Raw genomic sequence first — 19684 nt, 5'->3', positions numbered from 1 at the left:
AGGGATGTACCCACGCCGCCCTAATCACCCGTAGAGGCCGCCCACCCAGGGTCGGGCGCTGCCCTCATTACTGGTTTTCCGGGTCGCAATAAACTAGCGTGGGCTGTACCGAACCGAACTCAAACCTCTGAAGGCGTTTTTGGCCTCGAATGTTGGTAGTCGCCGCCTCTAGTGTGTATATTGTGGTTTCGTCCAGCATTCGACCGTCGTTGGCCGCGAGAGAAAACTGATGCGCGGAATTTCGGTCCAAATAGGGAACCAGGTTGTTGGTCAACGCAATGTCGTCATTTTTCTCAAGTGTCAGAGTTCCTTCGGTGCATGCTGCTCCAATGTTTGTCAAAGTGAAATCATAGCGGTGTCTTCCACCCGACGAAGATCCGCCACCACGTTTAAGTTGGAGAAATGGTAATTCTTTCGAGATACTTGCCTTTGTTTGCTCTTCACGCACCTTAATGTCGAGCTTCAATTGTTGTTCGGTTATTCCAACCATTGCTTTTTGTTGCTCAACAGAACTTGCTAGCTCTTTGGCTTGAAGCTCCAAGGTCTTTACAGAGTTTCTAAGCTCTTCGCCCTGTTGAAAGAAACCGAGAACTAGCCAAAATATGGCAAGTGGGCCAAAGGCACCTGCTAAGAAGTCCCCAAGCTCATTGAGCTCAAGGCTGTGTAGCTCGATTGCGCCAAAATAGGCTAAAGTCGGCACCCCTCCTACTAATACAATTAAATAGACCTTCGTTGCAGCTAACCCCCAGCGTTCTAAACGCTTAGATCCACTTGTTTCACTCAAACATCCAACTCCTCCACAAACCGCGCGTTCTCCTGAATATACTGGAACCGCAGTTCGGGTTTCTTGCCCATGAGCTGTTCCACAAGCGCGCCGGTTTCGCCGGGTTCGTCCTCGTCGATGGTGACCCGGATCAGGGTGCGGGAACTCGGGTCCATGGTGGTCTCTTTCAGGTCCTTGGCGTCCATTTCGCCTAGACCCTTGAAGCGGCTGACGTCGATCTTGCCCTTGCCGCCCAGGCCCTTCTCCAACCACTCGTCGCGTTCGGCCTCGTCCACGCAATAGACCCGGCGCGCGCCTTGGGTCAGGCGGAACAGGGGCGGGCAGGCCAGGTACAGGTGGCCCGCGTCGATCATCGGGCGCATCTGGGTGTAGAAGAAGGTCATCAACAGCGCGGCAATGTGGGCGCCGTCGACGTCCGCGTCGGTCATGATGATGATCTTGTCATAACGCAGGTCGTCGACGTTGAACTTGGTGCCCAGTCCGACGCCAAGCGCCTGGGTGAGGTCGTTGATTTCGGCGTTGGACCCCAGCTTTGACGACGCCGCGCCCAGCACGTTCAAGATTTTGCCGCGCAGGGGCAGCAGCGCCTGGGTCTTGCGGTTGCGTGCCATCTTGGCCGAACCACCGGCCGAGTCGCCCTCGACGATGAACAGCTCGGTGCCCTCGCGGTTGGTGGCGGAGCAATCGGTCAGCTTGCCGGGCAGGCGTAGCTTCTTGGTGGCGGTCTTGCGCTGGGTCTCTTTCTCCTGCTTGCGGCGCAGGCGTTCCTCGGCGCGCAGGACCAGGAAATCGAGGATGGCACCGGCGGACTTGTTATCCGCCGCCAGCCAGTTGTCGAAATGGTCGCGCACCGAGTTTTCCACCATGCGCGCGGCGCTTTCGGTCGACAGGCGGTCCTTGGTCTGGCCGACAAAGGCCGGGTCCGAGATGAAGCAACTGACCAGGGCGCAACCACCGGTCATCAGGTCGTCGCGGGTGATCTGGCCCGCCTTCTTGTTGCCCACCAGCTCGCCATAGGCCTTGATCCCCTTCAGGATCGCGGCCCAAAAGCCGGTCACATGGGTGCCGCCCTCGGGCGTGGGCACGGTGTTACAGTAGCTCTGGATGAACCCGTCACGCGACGGCGTCCAGTTGATCGACCATTCCACGTAACCCGCCTCGCCGAACTTCTCGCGAAACTCGACCTTGCCGCCGAAGGGCTGATCCGCGTAGGTCGTGGCGCTGCCCAGCGTTTCCTTGAGGTAATCGGACAACCCGCCGGGGAAGTGGAAAGTGGCCTCGGTCGGGGTTTCACCGTCATCGATATGGCTTTTCCAGCGAATCTCAACGCCCGAGAACAGGTAGGCCTTGGAACGCACCAGGGTGAACAGCCGTTTGGGTTTGAACCGGTGGTGGCCGAAGATTTCCTCGTCGACGTGGAAGGTAACCTCGGTGCCACGCCGGTTGGGGGCTGCGCCGATCTTCTCCAGCTTGCCCTGCGGCACGCCGCGCACGAAGCGTTGCTCGAACAGCTCCTTGTTCTTGGCGACCTTGACCACCAGGCTGTCGGACAGCGCGTTCACCACGGTCGAGCCCACGCCATGCAGACCGCCCGAGGTCTGATAGGCCTTGCCCGAGAACTTGCCGCCCGCGTGGAGTTCCGTAAAGATCACCTCCAGCGCGGATTTTTCCGGGAATTTCGGGTGCGGGTCGATCGGAATGCCGCGCCCGTTGTCGGTCACGGTGACGGCGTAATCCTCGTGCAGCGTGACCTCGATCCGGTTGGCGAACCCGGCCACCGCCTCGTCCATCGAGTTGTCGATGATCTCTGCCGCCATGTGGTGCAGCGCGCGTTCGTCGGTGCCGCCGATATACATGCCCGGGCGTTTGCGCACGGCCTCCAGTCCGTCCAGAACATCGATGGAGGAGGCGTCATAGGGCTCGCCCCCGGCGGGCGTCAGAAGATCGTTCATGCGGGCTGCTCGTCGCTTGTCGTTGGTTGTGGGCCATTATGCCCCGACCGGGTGGTGGGGTGCAATGCATGAAACCGGTCGGGGCGTGTGTCAGAAGGACAGGACGCCCGCGTTATAGGTCTCCAGGTTCACTTGCGCGGGGCCGTCGCCGACCTGTTCCAGCTCGATATGGGCGGGCGGGTGGCCAAGGCCGCTGGCCAGGTTGCCGGCGTTGCCGCCGCCGCCCGGCAGCACGTTAACCCGCACGCCGCCGCCGAAGTTGTCGAAGCTGGCGCCGCCCGAGGGGGACCAGTGCCCGTCACCGCGCACATAGGGCGTGACCGGGCCAATGCTGGGGCCTGCCTCGACCCGCACATCGACGCTGCCGTCGCCGTTCACCTTCACATGGGCCGAGAAACCCGGCACGCCGATCGAGAAGCCTGCGTTCAGCCCCGGGATCATGATGCCGTAGTCCGGGAAATCCTCGCTGCAATCATAGGCGGTCGGGTAGGGTTTGCCCTCCTGACAGGCCAGTTGGGCCGAGGAGTTCTCGATCTCACAGGTCACCGACTGTATGCCGCCAATGATGCTTTTCGGGCAAATCTCCTGGCAGCGGAAGTTGACGTTGCAGGAGGGACCGACATTGTCGCGATAGCTGCCCTGGCTGGAGGGCAGATTGCCCACCGCGGTCAGAAGGGCCATGCCGTTGGGCTCCAGCGCATGGGCGCGGGCCAGCGCGACGCCCGCTGCGTCGTTGTCGCCTGCCGCGTCCAGGGCACGGGCCAAGTTGCTCCAGAAGAGCGGCTCGCCCGGGGCCAGCTCTGTCGCGCGCGTGGCTGCGGCCACGGCGGCTGCGGTATTGCCAGCCGCCCGTTCGGCATTGGCCAGGGTGTTGTGGAATGCTGCATTCTCCGGTGCCATCCCCGCCGCCGCCTGGGCTGCAAGGCGCGCAGCGTCGATCCAGTCCGCGGGCACCTCCCCGGCGGCATGAAGCTCGGTCACTAGTGCTGCGAAATTGTTAAGCGAGACAGGGTCGTCGGGATTCGCCATGGCGTCTTTGCCAAAGAACCAGGCCGCCTTGTCGAAATGCCTGCGGGTGTAGAGCAGATGGCCGAAGGTATCGCCGGTCACGCCTGCAGGGGCATCGGCCAGAGCTTGGGTAAAGCCCGCCGCCTCTCCGTCAGGGAATGTCGCGCCAAGGGTGTCCAGTGTGCCGCTCAACGCGCCGTTCACGTCCTGTGCCTGGACGGGCGTCAACCCAAGGGCCAGGGTCAGGGCCGTGGCCGCGCCGTGTAGAATGATCCGCATATCTGTTCCCCCTTGGTGTAGTTTACCTTGGGGAAAGCTTAGCGCGGATGCCGGGTTCGATCCAGTTGGAGCTACTGGCGGGTCATCTGAAGGTGCAGGCGGAAGGAGGGGAAGAAGAACAGCACGAAGCCTAACATGGTGAAGCTGAAGAACAGGATCGGCAGCCACAGCACGCAGAGCACCACGCCGATCCCGCCGGCCAGTTTGGTGGCACTGCGCGGCTCCATGAAGCGCATCAGGGTCAGCTGCAGCAGGCGGCCTCCGTCCAGGGGCTGCACCGGGAGCAGGTTGAAGATGGCGAGGAACAGGTTCAGCCAGGCGATTTGCGATAGCAGCACGAGCACGCTCAAGGGCAGCGACAGATAGAGGTTCATGAAGGCCAGTGAGGCCGCCGCCCAGAGCACCAGGTTGACGATCGGCCCCATGGCGGTGATCAGCTCGTCCTCGCGCCGGGTGGTCGTTCGGGCGTGTTCGCAAAACCCGCCACCGCCATAGATCATGACGCGCCGCACCGGCACGCCCTGCACGTGACAGCCCCAGGCGTGGCCCAGCTCATGCAACAGGGTCGACCCGAACAGGATTGCCACGAAGATGAGCCCATCTGTCACTCCCCCGTTCGAGGCGTTCAGCATGACGATCAGCAATGCCAGCATGGGCGCCGAGGATCCAATCTGGATAGGCACACCCCAGGGGCCGCGAAACTCGAACAGGACACTCTCGGAATTCATCAACCAATCCTCTTTTGGGAAGAGGTAGCGCGGGGGATGGGAGAGGGCCAGCGGAAATGCTTACAGAGGGAACCGTGTTTCGAAATTCGTCAGGATCCCGGCAAGGCGGCCGTCCAATCGGGCCCGGGTCGGGCGGTCAATCTGGGGCGGAACGCCGAAGAACGGTCCGGCGATCGTGCCCGCCATGCAGGCAATCGTATCGCTGTCCCCGCCGATTGATATCGCGCGTCTGATTGTGTCCTCGAAGTTCTGACCTTCGCGAAAGGCGACCAGCGCCTGTGGCACGGAACCCTGGCAGGTCGCGTCAAAGGCGTAGTGGTCGCGAATGTCGTCCAGGTGGAAGCCAAGATCGTAACCTGACAGCGCCACGGCCTCGGCCAGGATATCGTCCTTGCTGGCGCCCTTGCGTGCCATGAACCCGGCCTGCGCGATGACCTGCGCGCCCTTGATGCCTTCGGGGTGGTTATGGGTTGGGGCCGCGCTTTCGGTCGCAAGGCTCAGGGCTTCTTCCCGGTTGCTTGCAACCGCCACGACGGGGGACACGCGCATGGGCGCGCCGTTACCGTAGCTTTCATAGGGGCCGCGGGTGGGGTCCATGGCCCAGGCCTTGAACATGAACCCATAACCTGCCTTCGGATACCATCCGCAGAAGCGCCTGTAGTTTTCCGCGATGCCACGCCCGTTCATCAAGGCCTCGGCCAGGGCCAGGGTCATCACCGTATCGTCGGTGAACGTCGACCTGTCCGGGAAGAGGTCGAACCCCAGGTGGCGCACATTGGCGTGCTCATAGGTCGATCCGATCACATCCCCGGCGATGGCCCCAATCATCGGTGATGTTCCGCGAATGGGTCCTCGGGATAGGTCACCTGCGCCAGGTAGAGCCCTTCCGGCGGGCAGACCGGGCCGCAGGCGGCACGGTTTCGGGCTTCGAGCGCCTTGCGGATGTCGTCGGGCGCCCAGGTGCCGCCGCCGACCTGTTCCAAAGAACCGACGAAGCTGCGCACCTGATTGTGCAGGAAGCTGCGCGCGCGGATCGTGAACCGGTATTCGGTGCCATGCGGGTATTCGCGTGCCTCGATGCTCAGCTCGTCCAGCGTCTTCACGGGGCTGTCCGCCTGGCAATAGGTCGACCGGAAGGTGGTAAAGTCATGGCGCCCCAGCAGATGCTGCGCGCCCTCCAGCATAGCCTCCAGGTCCAGCTTGCGTGCGGTGCGCCAGGCCAGCCCCTTGTCATGGGTCAGCGGCGCGCGGCGTGAGATCAGGCGAAACAGATAGCGCCGTTCGGTGGCCGAGAAACGGGCGTGGAATTCATCTTCGACCTGCGCGCAGGCAGTGATCGCCACCGGGGCGGGTTTCAGGTGAAAGTTCAACGCCTCGGACAGGCGGAAGGGATCCCAGTCCTTGGCCATGTCGCAATGGGCGACCTGACCGGTGCCATGCACGCCTGCGTCTGTGCGCCCGGCAGCCGCAATCGTGTGTGTGCCCGGTTCCAGCCTGGCCAGCGCAGCCTCGATCGCACCCTGGACCGAGGGATGTTCCTTCTGGCGCTGCCATCCGGCGAAAGGGGCGCCGTTGTATTCGACTTTCAGGGCGTATCTGGGCATGGGGCACCGATAGCGCGCGGGCGCGGTTGGGGCAAGCGGGGAGCACTGTGGGGGTGCAGACATAAAACGCGCGGAAGGTCTCCCCACCGCGCGTTTAGGTGTTCAGCTTGTCAAGCCTCAGCGCGAGCGCACAAGGCCCACGATGTCATAGGTCTTCTGCAGGATCGGTTGGGCGATTGCGTCGGCCTTTTCGGCACCCTTGGCGAGGATTGCGTCGATCTCGTCGGGTTCCTTCATCAGGCGGGCCATTTCCTGGCTGATCGGCGCCAATTTCTCGACCGCCAGATCGGCGAGCGCGGGTTTGAACTTGCCCCAGCCGGCGCCGGCGTATTCGGTGATGACGGCCTCGGGCGTGACCTCGGACAGGGCCGCGTAGATGTCCACGAGGTTGCGCGCCTCGGGCCGGTCCTTGAGCCCCTCCAGCGTATCCGGCAGCGCATCCGGGTCGGTGCGCGCCTTCTTGAATTTCTTGGCGATCTTGTCCGCATCATCGGTCATGTTGATGCGTTCCATGTCGCTTTCGCCCGATTTCGACATCTTCTTGGTGCCGTCGCGCAGGTTCATCACACGGGTGGCGGGGCCTTCGATGATCGGCTCGCACAGCGGGAAGAAGTCCTCCGCCTTGAAGTCGTGGTTGAATTTCGAGGCGATGTCGCGGGTCAGTTCGACATGCTGTTTCTGGTCCTCGCCCACCGGCACATGGGTGGCGTGATAGGTCAGAATGTCGGCGGCCATCAGCGAGGGATAGGCGTAAAGACCCAGGGACACTTTTTCGGCGTTCTTGCCCGCCTTGTCCTTGAACTGGGTCATGCGGTTCATCCAACCGACGCGGGCGACACAGTTGAAGATCCAGCCAAGTTCAGCGTGGGCGGGCACCTGGCTCTGGTTGAACAGGATCGACTGGGTTGGATCAATGCCCGAGGCGATGAAACCCGCGGCCACTTCGCGCGTGGCGGATTTCAGCTCCGCCGGGTCCTGCCAGACGGTGATCGCATGCAGATCGACGACGCAATAGATGGTCTCGAACTCCTGGCCCTGCATGTCCACGAAACGCTTGATTGCGCCGAGGTAGTTGCCAAGGGTCAGGCCGCCCGAGGGCTTGATGCCCGAGAAGACGCGCGGGGTATGGGTGGTCATGGGACGCTCCCGTCTGGATTTCCTGTCCGGGGTCGCTTACCCATGTGGCGAAGTCCCGTCAAGGAAACGGGCGGTTTCAGGAGCCCAAGCCCATGTCGAGTGACCCCAATGCCTCGCCAATCAACCCGTTGCCACCGATCGTGGTGGCGCTGGCGGTGTTCCTTGTGGGCGTCGAGCTGGTGTTCCAGGCAGGTGAGAACGGGCTGGCGGGAGGGCCGGGGGCCGTGGGTTGGCGCCTGGCCGCGATGGAGAAATGGAGCTTCTTCGAACCGCTCTTCGACTGGATGGTCAGCAATCGGATCTTTCGTTGGGACTATGCCGTGCGCTTTGTGACCTATCCGTTCATTCACGGGAACCTGACCCATCTGCTCTTCGTGCTCGTGTTCCTACTGGCGCTGGGCAAGATGGTGGGGGAGCTGTTTTCGGCCCTGGCCGTGCTGGTGATCTTCTTCGGATCGGCCATCCTGGGGGCGCTGGTTTACGGGTTTGTCTGGGACACCCGGGTGCCGCTGATCGGAGGATATCCGGCGGTTTACGGGCTGATCGGCGCCTATAGCTTCCTGCTGTGGGTACAACTGGCGGGCACCGATCAGAACCGGCTACTGGCCTTTCGTCTGATCGCCTTCCTGATGGGCATCCAGCTGGTGTTTTCCCTGTTCAACTGGGGCAGCCTGAATTGGGTGGCGGACATCTCCGGCTTCGTGGCCGGGTTCTTCTTGTCCTTCCTTGTGGCGCCGGGCGGGTTCAGACGTGCGCTGGAGCTGGTGCGGCGGCGCTGATCCCTGCGCTAGGCCCCGGCACGGGCTCCCACCCTGGCGGGCGTTATGCGTGGGGCTGGACCTGTGGCCTCCCACCCCGCCCGCGCCGGGGCGTCACCCCCGCCGCATCGCCGCCTTGAACTCGCCCAGTCGGAAGGCGCCCAGCATCTGGCCGATCATGCCATAGGCCGCCATGCCCAGGGCGACCAGCAGGGCCAGTGCCAGGTAGCGCAGGGCGCCTGCACCGAACATTGGGCCCAGAGCCACGGCGCCCATCCACAGCACCGCGCCCATCAACCAGCTGGCGGCGGCGATGCGCCAGAAGCGGCGCCAGAAGCGGCGGTCGAAGCGAGTGTCCTCGCCCATGCGCCAGCTGCCCCACCAGAGAAGCCCGGTCATCGCCCAGCCGGCGACGGTGGTGCCCACGGCGGCGGCGATGAAGCCGATCCAGTAACTCAGCCCCACGGCTAGCACCGCGTTCACCACCATCGCAACCAAGGCGAACCGGAACGGCGTGCGGGTGTCCTCGCGGGCGAAGTAGATCGGTTGCAGTACCTTGGCCAGCACGAAGGCGGGCAGGCCCAGCCCGTAGACAGCGCAGGCCAGTGCCGTGCGCGCGGTGTCGTCCGAGGTAAAGGCGCCGCGTTGAAACAGCACCTCGACCAGTGGGCCCGGAATGACGATCAGGGCGACGGAGGCGGGGAAGGTCAGGGCCAGCGATAGCTCTCCGGCGCGAGACAGGGCTTCGCGCGATCCCGCCGTGTCACTTGCCCGCAGGCGGCGTGAAAGGTCGGGCAGCAGCACGATGCCGATGGCAATACCCACCACGCCCAGGGGCAGCTGATACAGGCGGTCGGCGTAGTAGAGCCAAGCAAAGGCGCCCTCGAAAAAGCTCGACACCTGGCGGCCGACCAGCAGGTTGATCTGGGTCACGCCGCCGGCCAGTGCGGCGGGGGCGGCGATGATGGCGAGGCGTTTCAGCTCCGGCGTCATGATCGGGCGGCGTGGGATTAGGCGGTAGCCTGCGCGCGAGGCAGCGACCCAGACCAGCGCGACCTGTGCGAGCCCTGCCAGAGGCACGGTCCAGGACAGCGTCAGCCCCATGTCCCAGCCCAGAAGCGCGCCTCCGGTCATGGCGGCGATGAAAATGACGTTCAACAGCACCGGTGCGGCGGCGGCGGCGGCAAAGCGGCCCAAGGCGTTCAACACGCCTGACAGCAACGCGGCCACAGATATGAACAGGATATAGGGAAAGGCGATACGGCCGTAGATCACTGCAAGGTCGAAGCGTTCGCCGCCTGAGAACCCGGAGGCCATGGCATAGACCAGCCAGGGCATGAAAACCTGACCCAGGACCGTAAACAGCACCAGGACGAACAGCAGCCCCGACAGCGCGTCCCGGGCGAAATCATGGGCGTTTTCACCCCCTTCGACCTTCTTTGCGAACATCGGCACGAAGGCGACGTTCAGCGTGCCCTCGGCAAAGAAGCGGCGGAACATGTTGGGCAGGGAAAAGGCGGCCAAAAAGGCCTCGGCCACGGCCGATGAGCCCAGGTAGGCGCCGATCAGGATGTCGCGCACGAAGCCCAGGATGCGGCTGGCCATGGTCCAGCCGCCCACGGTGGCAAAGGCCCGCAAGAGGCGCGGGGCCGCCATCAGGCCGTGGCCCTTTCCGCGCCCTTCTCGATCGCCTCGCGCAGGCGTTTTTCAAGGGTCTTCTGCTTGGCTTCAGAATGAAATTTCAGCCCGAACATGTCCTTCACGTAGAACGTATCGACGACCTGTTCGCCATAGGTCGCGATCACGGCGGAGGCGATATAGACATTGGAGTTCGCCAGCGTGCGGGTGAGGTCGAACAGAAGGCCCGGGCGGTCGCGGGTGTCGACCTCGATGATGGTGTAGATCTCGGACCCGTCATTGTCGAAGGTAATGTGCGTGGGCACCCGGAAGGCACGTTCGCGTTTCTTGATCTTGTCGCGCCCGGCGATGGCGTCGCGGGCGATGACCTCGCCATAGAGCGTCTTCTGGATCATCTGCTGCAAGCGTGGCAGTTTCGAGGCGTCATAGGGGCTGCCGTCGCCGTCCTGCACCCAGAAGATCGCGGTCGCATAGCCATCCTTCGAGGTATAGGTGCGCGCATCCACGATATTCGCGCCGACCAGGGTCAGCGCGCCCGAGAGGCGCGAGAAGATGCCCGGGTGGTCGGCCATGACGATATGCACGCGGGTCACGTCACGTTCCTCGTCCAGCTCCAGCTCCAGGCGGACTTCATCATCGCCGATGCCCTTCAGAAGCCGGGCAAAGATCGTGTGGGCGGTGACATGCAGTCCCTGCCAATAGGCGTCGTAGTGGCGGGCGGTTTCGGTCTTGAGCGCCTTGGCCTCCCAATCGGACAGGGCGGCGCGCAGGGCACGTTTTGCCTCGGCACCACGGTTTTCGCGGTTCAGATCCTCCATCCCGCCCTCCAACGCGCGGCGGGTCTGGTTGTAGAGCGTGCGGATCAGCGTGGCTTTCCAGTTGTTCCACACATTAGGGCCCACGCCGCGAATGTCGCAGACGGTCAGCACGGTCAGCAGGTCCAGTCGGCGCACGCTTTTCACCGCCTTGGCGAAATCGCGCACTGTGCGCGGGTCGGCGATATCGCGTTTCTGGGCCATGTCGCTCATCAACAGGTGATGGCGCACCAGCCATTCGACGGTCTCGCATTCCTTGGCCGAAAGCCCAAGCCGCTGGGAAATCGGGCGGGACATCTTGGCGCCAAGGATCGAATGGTCCTGCGGTCGTCCCTTGCCGATGTCATGGCACAGCATCGCCACCATCAGGGTCTTGCGATTGACTCCCTTGGCAATGATTTCCGAGCTGATCGGCAGTTCGTCCTCCAACTCGTGCCGCTCGATCCGCGCGAAGTTCGAGATCACCTGGATCGTGTGTTCGTCCACCGTGTAGGAGTGGTACATGTTGAACTGCATCATCGCCACGATGGGTTCGAACTCGGGGATGAAGGCGGAGAGCACGCCCAGCTCGTTCATCCGGCGCAGGGCGCGTTCCGGGTTGCCGTGTTTCAGCAGAAGATCCAGGAAGATGCGCACGGCTTCCTTGTTCGACCGCATCTCGTCATCGATCAGGTCCAGGTTTGCCGAGATCAGGCGCATTGCGTCCGGGTGGATCAGCGTTCCGGTGCGCAGGCCTTCCTCGAATAGGCGCAGGAGGTTCAGCTTGTCGTCGTGAAAGACGCTGTCGTCCTTGACCGACAGGCGGCCCTGTTTGACGATGAAGGGCGCCTTGGCGCGGCGGCGTCGGCGCAAGAGGCCGATCAGCAGCGGTTCCTTCTTGAGGTGCTGTTCCTCCAACGCGGTCAGGAAGATGCGGGTCAGTTCCCCCACCGCCGTAGCATGGCGGAAATAGGCCTGCATGAAATGTTCCACCGCCCGGCGGCCGCCGTGGTCGGTGTAGCCCATGCGCTCGGCCACCTCGACCTGCAGGTCGAAGGTTAGCTGATCGGCAGCGCGGTTGGTGACCAGGTGCAAGTGGCAGCGGGTCGCCCAGAGGAATTCATCCGCCTGCATGAAGGTGTCGTATTCATCGGCGGTGAACACCTTGAGGTCGACGAAATCGCGAATGTTTTCGACCCGGTGGATGTACTTGGCGACCCAGAACAGGGTCTGCAGGTCGCGCAAGCCCCCCTTGCCCTCTTTCACATTGGGTTCGACCATATAGCGCTGGCCGCCCTGTTTCTTGTGCCGCTCGGACCGTTCGGCCAGCTTTGCTTCGATGAACTCGGCTTCGGTGCCCTTGAAGAGGTCGGACCAGAGCTGTTCCGTCAGCTCGCGGGCCAGCTCGGCGTCGCCGCAGACCGGGCGGTGTTCCAGCATGGCGGTTCGGATCGTGTAATCCTCGCGCCCCAGGCGTAGGCAGTCCTTTACCGTGCGCGAGCTGTGCCCGACCTTCAGGCGCAAATCCCACAGCATGTAGAGCATGCTTTCGATCACGCTCTCGGCCCAGGGGGTGATCTTGTAGGGCGTCAGGAACAGCAGATCCACGTCGCTGTGCGGCGCCATTTCGAACCGGCCATAGCCGCCGACCGCCAGCACCGCCAGGCTTTCCGAGGCGGTCGGGTTGGGCAGCGGATGCAGCGTTTCGGTAGCCACCGCGTGGACCGCGCGCACCAGGCAATCGGTCAGCCAGGCATAGGAGCGCGTGGCCGCATGGGCCTTGTGCGGGTTAGCCTCGAAGGCGCCCGCGATGATGGCCCGCCCCGTCTTCATCACCGCGCGCAGGGTCGAGACCGTGGCGCCACGTATCTCGGCCGCGTCCTTGGCGTCGTCGAAGGCCTCTTTCAGGCGGGCGCTCAGGGCGGCCGGATCGAGGATATCCTCGGCCGGGCAGATCAGGTCTTGGGGCAGGGTCATCCGGGTCTTTCGTCAGGCCTTGAAAATGCTCAGAACCCGGCGCCGGCGAAGCTGCGCGGGGCGGGGTCGAGGATCACGACCTGACCCTCTTCAATCGTGGCCACGGCCAAGCCGCGCTCGTTGGTGCCGTCGCCGCGCAGGCGGAAGACGCCGTTCACGCCCGCAAAACCCTGCGGTTGGGTCAGCGCCACGGTGGTCAGGGCGTCCGACTGGCCGGTGCTGGCCAGCGCGCCGATGGCGGCGATCCCGTCATAGGCCAGACCCGCAATCGGGTGCGGCTGACTGCCGTAACGGGCTTCGTAACGGGCCAGGAATTGTGCGTTCAGGGCCTGGTCGGGCATGGCGAACCAGCCGCCCTGCAGACCGGGCAGCGACATGGCGGTGGCCGGAATGTCGAACCGCTGAAGGCCGATATATTGGATCTCCTCCGGTTTCACGCCGTTTTCCGGCAGCAGGCCGGCCAGGAAGGGAATGGCCCCGTCGGTGCCGGAGGTCAGGAAAATCGACTGCGCGCCGGTCTCGCGCACCTGGGCGCTGATTTCGGGCAGTGCGTTGATGATCCCGGTCTGGCTGAGCTCGAAACTGGCGGTGCCGGCCAGCGTGGCAGGCGTGTTTGCGATGGCACGCTCGATGGCAGCACGACCGGCGTTCTCGGCCGGGCTTTGTGCATGTACGATCAGGATGTTGCCCTTGCCCTGGTTGGAGGCATAGCCGACCAGGCGGTTCGCGGTGGACTGGAAGGTATGGCCCAGCACGAAGACGTTGCCACCGGCGATATCGGTGTTGTTCGAAAAGGCCAGCACGTTGATGTTGCGGTTCGCCACGGCCAGGCCCGCCGCATTGGCATTGCCTGCATAGACCGGGCCCAGGATGATCTTGGCCCCCTCGCTGACCGCTTTAGAGGCCATAGCGCTGGCGGTCGCCGCATCGGCGGCGGTGTTGTAGACGCGCAGGTCGATCTCGACCCCATCCAGCTCGGCCATGGCAAGGCGCGCTGCGTTTTCCAGCGAGGCGGCCAGGGTGCCATCGGCCGCGTTGTCCGAGCCACCCGGAACCAGCAGGGCCACGGGGATCGGGCGAGAGGTGTTGACCGAAGGCCCGCCCGAGGGCAGGGTCAGCCCGCAGGCGGCAAGCGCCAGAAGCGACAACAACGCAATCCACACACCCGACACCTTGCGGGCGACAGCCAAAACAGCAAACATGATACAATCCTCGTTCCCGGGGCCGCGCGGACAGATGTGCCCGGCGGTCACTCGGGCCCCATCATAAACGCCACATCGGACAGGTCCAGCCTTGAAACCCGAAATCAAACCGCTCGACCCGGGGCTTTACCTGGTCGCCACGCCTATCGGCAATGCACGTGACATCACCTTGAGGGCGCTGGATATTCTGGCCTCTGCCGATGTGATCGCCGCCGAGGACACGCGCACCGCGCGCAAGCTTATGGAACTTCATGGCCTGGCTGTCGGCAAGCGCCCGCTGATCCCCTATCACGACCATTCCGGGCCCAATGGGCGGGCGGGTATCCTGAAGCTGATCGGTGAAGGGCGCTCTGTTGCCTATGTCAGCGAGGCCGGCACGCCGCTGGTCGCCGATCCCGGCTATGCCCTGGCGCGTGAGGTCGGCGGCGCGGGACACCTGGTCACGGCGGCTCCCGGCGCGTCCGCAGTTCTGACCGCGCTCAGCCTCTCGGCCCTGCCCAGCGACCGGTTCCTGTTTGCAGGTTTCGCGCCCAATGCCAAGTCGGCCCGCCGCGCTTGGTTGCAGGAGCTGGTGAACATCCCTGCCACACTGGTGATCTACGAAAGCCCAAAGCGCATTAACCAACTGTTAGCCGACCTTTGCGACACTGCCGATGACAGCCGCCAGGCCGCCGTGGCGCGCGAGCTGACCAAGAAGTTCGAGGAGGTTGTGCGTGGTTCGCTGGCCGAACTGCGTGACCAACTGGCCGAACGGACCCTGAAGGGCGAGATCGTTCTGGTGCTGGATCGTGGCACCGCGGCGGTCAGCGACGAGACGATGGAGGAGGCCTTGGCAAAGGCAATGAAGACCATGAGTGTGAAGGATGCGGCCGCCACCGTGGCCGCCGCCCATGGGCTGCCGAAACGCAAGGTCTACCAGGCCGCGCTGGAGATGGCCAAGTGAGCGGGCTGACCTCATATCTCGCCGGGCAATCGGCGGAATATGCGGTCGAAGCGGATTACGAACGACGCGGTTATTCGGTCGCCGCCCGGCGCTGGCGCGGCTCCGGCGGCGAGCTGGACCTGGTGCTTCGCGACGGCGAGGGGCTGATCTTCGTCGAGGTCAAGAAGGCCCGCGATTTCGACCGTGCGGTGCAGCGGCTCAGCCCTGCACAGATCACCCGTATCTGGGGTGCGGCACAGGAATTCGCGGGCTCCGAACCCAAGGGGCTGCTGATCGAAATGCGCTTTGACGTGGCCCTGGTCAACGAACGCGGTGAAGTGCAGATCATGGAAAACGCCTACGCCTGAGGCTCTGCCCATTGAACCCGGCCCCGCCCTGCGCCAAATAGGGGGAAATCACCGGGAGCCCGACCATGACCCTGACCATCGCCTTCCAGATGGATCCGATCGACGCGATCGACATTGACGCCGACAGCACCTTCCGCATCGCTGAAGAGGCACAGGCGCGCGGCCACAGCCTGTTCTACTACACGCCGGACAAGCTGTTCTATCGCGAGGGTCGCGTCATGGCCCGTGGTTGGCCCTTGGAAGTGCGTCGCGATAAGGGCAATCACTTCTCCCTGGGCGACGAGGTTGAACAGGACCTGGCCGAGGTCGATGTGGTCTGGCTGCGCCAGGACCCGCCCTTCGACATGGGCTATATCACCACCACGCACCTTCTGGACATGATCCACCCGGACACGCTGGTCGTGAACGACCCGTTCTGGGTGCGCAACTACCCGGAAAAGCTGCTGGTGCTTGAGTTCCCGGACCTGACCCCGCCGACGATGATTGCCCGCGACCTCGACACGCTGCGTGCCTTCAAGGAAAAGCATGGCGACATGATCCTGAAACCGCTCTACGGCAATGGCGGCGCGGGCGTTTTTCGGCTTGGGCCGGACGACCGCAACCTCACCTCGCTGCATGAACTGTTCTCGGGCATCAACCGCGAGCCGCTCATCGCGCAGAAATTCCTGCCCGCCGTCAGTGCGGGCGACAAGCGCATCATCCTGGTCGATGGCGAACCCGTGGGCGCGATCAACCGCGTGCCCCAGGCCGGTGAGACCCGCTCGAACATGCATGTGGGTGGCCGCCCCGAAAAGGTCGGCCTGACCGAACGCGACCTGGAGATTTGTGCCGCCATAGGCCCGCTCCTGCGCGAAAAGGGGCAGATCTTCGTCGGCATCGACGTGATCGGCGACTGGCTGACCGAGATCAACGTGACCTCGCCGACCGGCATTCAGGAACTCGAGCGCTTCGACGGGGTGAATATTGCCGAGAAGATCTGGCAAGCCATCGAAGCGCGCCTGGACACCCGGCTTGAGGTCGCCCACGGATGAGCTGGCAACTGACCCTCGCCAATGCCTGGATGCGGGTGGGGGTCAAGCCGCTGCTGGCGCACATGTCCCAGGTGCGCCTGGCGCGCCGCTTGCTGGACCGGGTGGCGCCGAAACTGTTCCGCGCCCCGCCGCTGTCGCTCTATCGCTGGGAGCATCTGACCTCTGACCTGCGCGCGCTTCGGATCTGCAATCGGCCAGGATCACACCCGCCGTTGCCCGGCAAGGTTGTGCTCTATTTTCACGGCGGCGGCTTCATCGCGGGCAGCCCGCTGACCCATCGCCACATGCTGGCCCGCCTGTCGCGCCTGACCCGGGTCGAGGTCGTCGCGCCGCGCTATCGTCTGGCCCCCGAACACCCGTTTCCGGCAGCGTTCGAAGATGCCTGCACCGCCTTCGACGCGCTTCTTGTGCGGGGCTATGCGCCCGAGGACATCATCCTGGGCGGAGACAGCGCGGGCGGATCTCTGGCCTTGGCCTTGCTGGCTCGTCTGACCACAGAGGGTCGCGCGCCCAGGGCGCTGTTCGCCTTTTCACCGCTCACCGACATGAGTTTCAGCGGGGAGTCCTTCCAGGCGAATGCATCCGATGACCCCGCCCTTCCCGCAAGCCGGTCAGAGCTTCTGTCTGACTGGGTGCTGGCCGCCGCGGACCCTGCGGACCCACGCATTTCCCCGCTGTTTGCTAAGTTTGAAACACCGCCTCCAGTCTTCCTGCAATTCGGTGACACTGAAATCTTGCGCGACGACAGCCGCCGCATGGCGGAGCAGCTGATGGCGGCGGGCGGAGAAGTTACCTGTGACGAATGGGCCAACTGCCCGCATGTCTGGGTGCTGATGGACGGGCTGGTGCCGGAAGCCCGCGCAGGTCTTAAGCGCGTGGCAAGCTTCGTAAACGCTCAATTCGGCTGAGAAAACGCCAACCGGTAGCTTGCGGCCTCCGCCAGGTGAGGTTTGCGTACGTCCGCCGCCCCTTCCAGATCGGCAATGGTGCGCGCCACACGCAAAACCCGGTGATAGCCCCGCGCGGTCAGACCGAAGCGATCGGCGACCTTGGTCAGGAACTCACGACCCTCGGCATCCGGCGCGGCGATTTCCTCCAGCATCGCGCCTTCGGCATCAGCATTCACGCGCCTGTTTTCGTGACCGTCGAAACGCGTTTCCTGGATGGCGCGCGCCTCGGCCACGCGGGTGGCGACGGTGGCAGAGCTGTCCCCGGTCGCGGGCATGTCGAGATCGGTGAACTCCACCGGCGGGACTTCCAGCCGCAGGTCGAACCGGTCCATCAGCGGGCCGGAAATGCGCCCCATGTAGTCCGCCCCGCAGTTTGGTGCCTTCGAACAGGCGCGGTTGGCGTCACTGAGGTAGCCGCATTTGCAAGGGTTCGCGGCGGCGACCAGCATGAAACGGCAGGGGTATCGCACATGGGCATTGGCGCGAGCGACCACGACCTCGCCGGTTTCGATCGGTTGGCGTAGGGTTTCCAGCACTGTGCGGTTGAACTCGGGGAACTCGTCCATGAACAGCACACCATGATGTGCGAGGCTGATTTCGCCCGGTTTGGCACCCCGCCCGCCGCCGACGATGGCGGCCATGGAGGCGGTGTGATGCGGCTCGCGGAAGGGACGTGTCCGGGAGATGCCGCCGTCGTCCAGATGTCCCGCAAGCGATTGAATCATTGAGGTTTCCAACGCCTCCGAGGGCGACAAGGGCGGCAGGATTGACGGCAGGCGGGCGGCCAGCATGGATTTGCCTGCGCCGGGGCTGCCGACCATCATCAGATGGTGGCGTCCGGCGGCGGCGATCTCCAACGCGCGCTTGGCGCGTTCCTGGCCCTTCACGTCCAGAAGGTCGCGCCCCGTCGGGTCGGTGGCCACTTCGCCGGGATCGGCCGGATCAAGCGGCGATTGCCCGGTGAAATGCTGGATGACGGCAGGCAGGGTGCGGGCGGCCAGTACCTTGGCGGCGCCGACCCAGGCGGCCTCGGCCCCGCAGGCCTTGGGGCAGATCAGCGCGCGGTCGTCCTCGGCCGCGGCCATGGCGGCGGGAAGGGCGCCGATCACCGGCACAAGGGAGCCATCGAGCGACAGCTCGCCCAGGGCCAAGGTGTTTTCGACCTCTTCGGCGGGAATGATCTCCAACGCGGCAAGCACGGCGAGCGCGATTGGCAGGTCGAAATGAGAGCCTTCCTTGGGCAGGTCGGCGGGTGACATGTTGATCGTGACCTTACGCGCGGGCAGGGCGATGGCCATGGCGTTCAGCGCGGCGCGAACCCGCTCGCGGGCTTCGGATACGGCCTTGTCCGGCAGGCCGACGATGGAGAAGGAAGGCATGCCCGGCGAGAAGGCGCATTGCACCTCGACCCGGCGGGCTTCGATGCCTTCGAAGGCGACCGTATAGGCGCGCGCGACCATGGGGAGCTCCGTAAACCACTGCGTTCAATTCGTTTACAATGGTTAACGCAAGCTTGGTTTACAAATGGTTAACGCAACCGTGGGCCAACCTGCGTGATCTCGGCGCATTGCGTCGCACTTGGTTTGGTGCGAAACGGAAGGCAGCCGTGATACGGCAACATTTTTTTAACATGGGAATTGGAAGGGATGGTTCATGGACCGGGTATTGGGACGCTTGATGCTGATGAGCGAGTTGCAGATCATCGCGATTGTCCTTGCCGTTTTCTTCGCCGGGGCGCTGTTCGCGGCAATCACGTCAGACGTGACCAGGTCGCTGCGCCGGGTGCCTTATATCCTGCTGGTTGTTTTGCTTGGTCTCACGGTGTCGACGGCGAACCTCGGATGGGTGGTTCTGCCCTACGTGGCCGATGCGGGCTATCTGTCCATTCTCGGCTTTGGAATGCTGGCGGTCTATGCGCTTTCAGGTGCGGGGCACTACCTGCTGGCTGCGGCTCGGTCCAACCATATCTGTGGCAGTCGCCGTAAAGCCTGGATGGCCTTCATCCCGATCGCAAATCTGGTTCTGGCCTTTTCACGCGGTGAACATCATTGGGACGAGGAAAGCGGGCGGCCGCGGCTGCATTTCCTGGCAGATGCCGGTTTGGTTGCCATGGCTTTGGTCCTGTTCGTCGGTACCAAGGTCCTGGATGGGTACGTGGAGGATTGGGAGTATGCGCCCGATGTGCGAAGTGCGACCCTGTCGCGGTTGATCTCGGAGGCGCAAACGCTGGAGGAGAGCTTTTCCTGGGAGGCAGAGAACAGCAATGCCAGCCTGCCGCTGCGGCTCGACGAGATCACGGTCCTTTCGCGGCTGGAGGCAGACGGCGCAACGTTGCGCATCATTCTGATCGTGGACGGGGAACAGCCCATGCTGCTGGGAGGTGTGCGTGAGGCGTTGGTGCAAGAGGCCTGCGCCCCGGACATGTTTTCGTATGACATCGGGCGAGGCGGCCGGGTGGTCTATCGGTATCAGCGGCTGAATGGTGAGGTGCTGGCGGAGTTCTCCATTACCAGGACGGATTGTTTCCTGTAGCCCTCTGCCGGGTCGTGGCA

The 19684-nt window shown here is 63.8% G+C and carries 17 protein-coding genes; 6 read left to right on the top strand and 11 right to left on the bottom strand.

Features of this window, described 5'->3' with window-relative positions; genetic code table 11:
- Positions 1-67: 67 nt before the first annotated feature.
- The 7 genes from ACO07D_RS02735 to trpS all read right to left on the bottom strand — a co-directional run bounded on the left by ACO07D_RS02735 (position 68) and on the right by trpS (position 7492).
- Positions 68-784, bottom strand: coding sequence for a hypothetical protein (locus ACO07D_RS02735; RefSeq protein WP_421701413.1), 717 nt, complete (start codon positions 782-784; stop codon positions 68-70).
- The gene (gene parE / locus ACO07D_RS02730) at positions 781-2736 is read right to left on the bottom strand and encodes a DNA topoisomerase IV subunit B (RefSeq protein WP_421701412.1); all 1956 of its coding nucleotides are present in this window, start codon (positions 2734-2736) and stop codon (positions 781-783) included. Before parE ends, ACO07D_RS02735 begins: the two co-directional genes overlap by 4 nt.
- Before the next feature lie 90 nt (positions 2737-2826).
- Positions 2827-4023, bottom strand: a complete 1197-nt coding sequence (locus ACO07D_RS02725) for a tetratricopeptide repeat protein (RefSeq protein ID WP_421701411.1) — start codon at positions 4021-4023, stop codon at positions 2827-2829.
- A 71-nt stretch (positions 4024-4094) separates the two neighbouring features.
- Positions 4095-4751 (bottom strand): site-2 protease family protein, encoded by a 657-nt coding sequence (locus ACO07D_RS02720; protein ID WP_421701410.1) that lies wholly within the window; start codon positions 4749-4751, stop codon positions 4095-4097.
- A 60-nt stretch (positions 4752-4811) separates the two neighbouring features.
- Complete coding sequence (locus tag ACO07D_RS02715) at positions 4812-5579, bottom strand: ADP-ribosylglycohydrolase family protein (RefSeq protein WP_421701409.1); 768 nt, start codon at positions 5577-5579, stop codon at positions 4812-4814.
- On the bottom strand, positions 5576-6355 hold the full coding sequence (truA, locus tag ACO07D_RS02710; RefSeq protein ID WP_421701408.1) for a tRNA pseudouridine(38-40) synthase TruA: 780 nt from the start codon (positions 6353-6355) through the stop codon (positions 5576-5578). The genes ACO07D_RS02715 and truA overlap by 4 nt, the downstream gene beginning before the upstream one ends.
- A gap of 117 nt (positions 6356-6472) precedes the next feature.
- A complete protein-coding gene (gene trpS, locus ACO07D_RS02705) occupies positions 6473-7492 on the bottom strand; it encodes a tryptophan--tRNA ligase (protein WP_421701407.1) in 1020 nt (339 codons plus the stop codon).
- Between the two features lie 92 nt (positions 7493-7584).
- Here trpS and ACO07D_RS02700 point away from each other — a divergent pair, with 92 nt between their 5' ends.
- Positions 7585-8271: a rhomboid family intramembrane serine protease gene (locus ACO07D_RS02700; protein ID WP_421701406.1), complete on the top strand. Its 687-nt coding sequence runs from the start codon at positions 7585-7587 to the stop codon at positions 8269-8271.
- Positions 8272-8364: 93 nt separating this feature from the next.
- Here ACO07D_RS02700 and murJ read toward each other — a convergent pair whose 3' ends face one another.
- Genes murJ through ACO07D_RS02685 form a run of 3 tightly spaced genes read right to left on the bottom strand, consistent with a single transcriptional unit; the run spans position 8365 to position 13861 of the window.
- A complete protein-coding gene (gene murJ / locus ACO07D_RS02695) occupies positions 8365-9906 on the bottom strand; it encodes a murein biosynthesis integral membrane protein MurJ (protein ID WP_421701405.1) in 1542 nt (513 codons plus the stop codon).
- Positions 9906-12659 (bottom strand): [protein-PII] uridylyltransferase, encoded by a 2754-nt coding sequence (locus ACO07D_RS02690; protein WP_421701404.1) that lies wholly within the window; start codon positions 12657-12659, stop codon positions 9906-9908. Before ACO07D_RS02690 ends, murJ begins: the two co-directional genes overlap by 1 nt.
- A gap of 29 nt (positions 12660-12688) precedes the next feature.
- Positions 12689-13861, bottom strand: a complete 1173-nt coding sequence (locus ACO07D_RS02685; protein ID WP_421701403.1) for a penicillin-binding protein activator — start codon at positions 13859-13861, stop codon at positions 12689-12691.
- A gap of 91 nt (positions 13862-13952) precedes the next feature.
- On the opposite strand from ACO07D_RS02685, the gene rsmI reads away from it, so the two are divergent.
- The 4 genes from rsmI (at position 13953) to ACO07D_RS02665 (ending at position 17090) form a co-directional block, all read left to right on the top strand.
- Positions 13953-14804, top strand: coding sequence for a 16S rRNA (cytidine(1402)-2'-O)-methyltransferase (gene rsmI / locus ACO07D_RS02680; RefSeq protein WP_421701402.1), 852 nt, complete (start codon positions 13953-13955; stop codon positions 14802-14804).
- A complete protein-coding gene (locus tag ACO07D_RS02675) occupies positions 14801-15151 on the top strand; it encodes a YraN family protein (RefSeq protein ID WP_421701401.1) in 351 nt (116 codons plus the stop codon). The genes rsmI and ACO07D_RS02675 overlap by 4 nt, the downstream gene beginning before the upstream one ends.
- 65 nt (positions 15152-15216) lie before the next feature.
- The gene (gene gshB, locus ACO07D_RS02670; RefSeq protein WP_421701400.1) at positions 15217-16182 is read left to right on the top strand and encodes a glutathione synthase; all 966 of its coding nucleotides are present in this window, start codon (positions 15217-15219) and stop codon (positions 16180-16182) included.
- Positions 16179-17090 carry an alpha/beta hydrolase gene (locus tag ACO07D_RS02665; RefSeq protein ID WP_421701398.1) on the top strand — a complete coding sequence of 304 codons (912 nt, stop codon included), beginning with the start codon at positions 16179-16181 and terminating at the stop codon, positions 17088-17090. Before gshB ends, ACO07D_RS02665 begins: the two co-directional genes overlap by 4 nt.
- Here ACO07D_RS02665 and ACO07D_RS02660 read toward each other — a convergent pair.
- Positions 17078-18592 carry a YifB family Mg chelatase-like AAA ATPase gene (locus ACO07D_RS02660; RefSeq protein ID WP_421701397.1) on the bottom strand — a complete coding sequence of 505 codons (1515 nt, stop codon included), beginning with the start codon at positions 18590-18592 and terminating at the stop codon, positions 17078-17080. The two genes, ACO07D_RS02665 and ACO07D_RS02660, sit on opposite strands and share 13 nt — an antisense overlap.
- 193 nt (positions 18593-18785) lie before the next feature.
- Here ACO07D_RS02660 and ACO07D_RS02655 point away from each other — a divergent pair, with 193 nt between their 5' ends.
- On the top strand, positions 18786-19664 hold the full coding sequence (locus ACO07D_RS02655) for a hypothetical protein (RefSeq protein ID WP_421701396.1): 879 nt from the start codon (positions 18786-18788) through the stop codon (positions 19662-19664).
- Positions 19665-19684: the final 20 nt, after the last annotated feature.

Source organism: Aliiroseovarius sp. (genome assembly GCF_965228805.1).
Lineage (GTDB): Bacteria > Pseudomonadota > Alphaproteobacteria > Rhodobacterales > Rhodobacteraceae > JASBTN01.
Note: the sequence above shows the minus strand (reverse complement) of the source record. Positions and strands in the feature narration are given on the sequence as shown.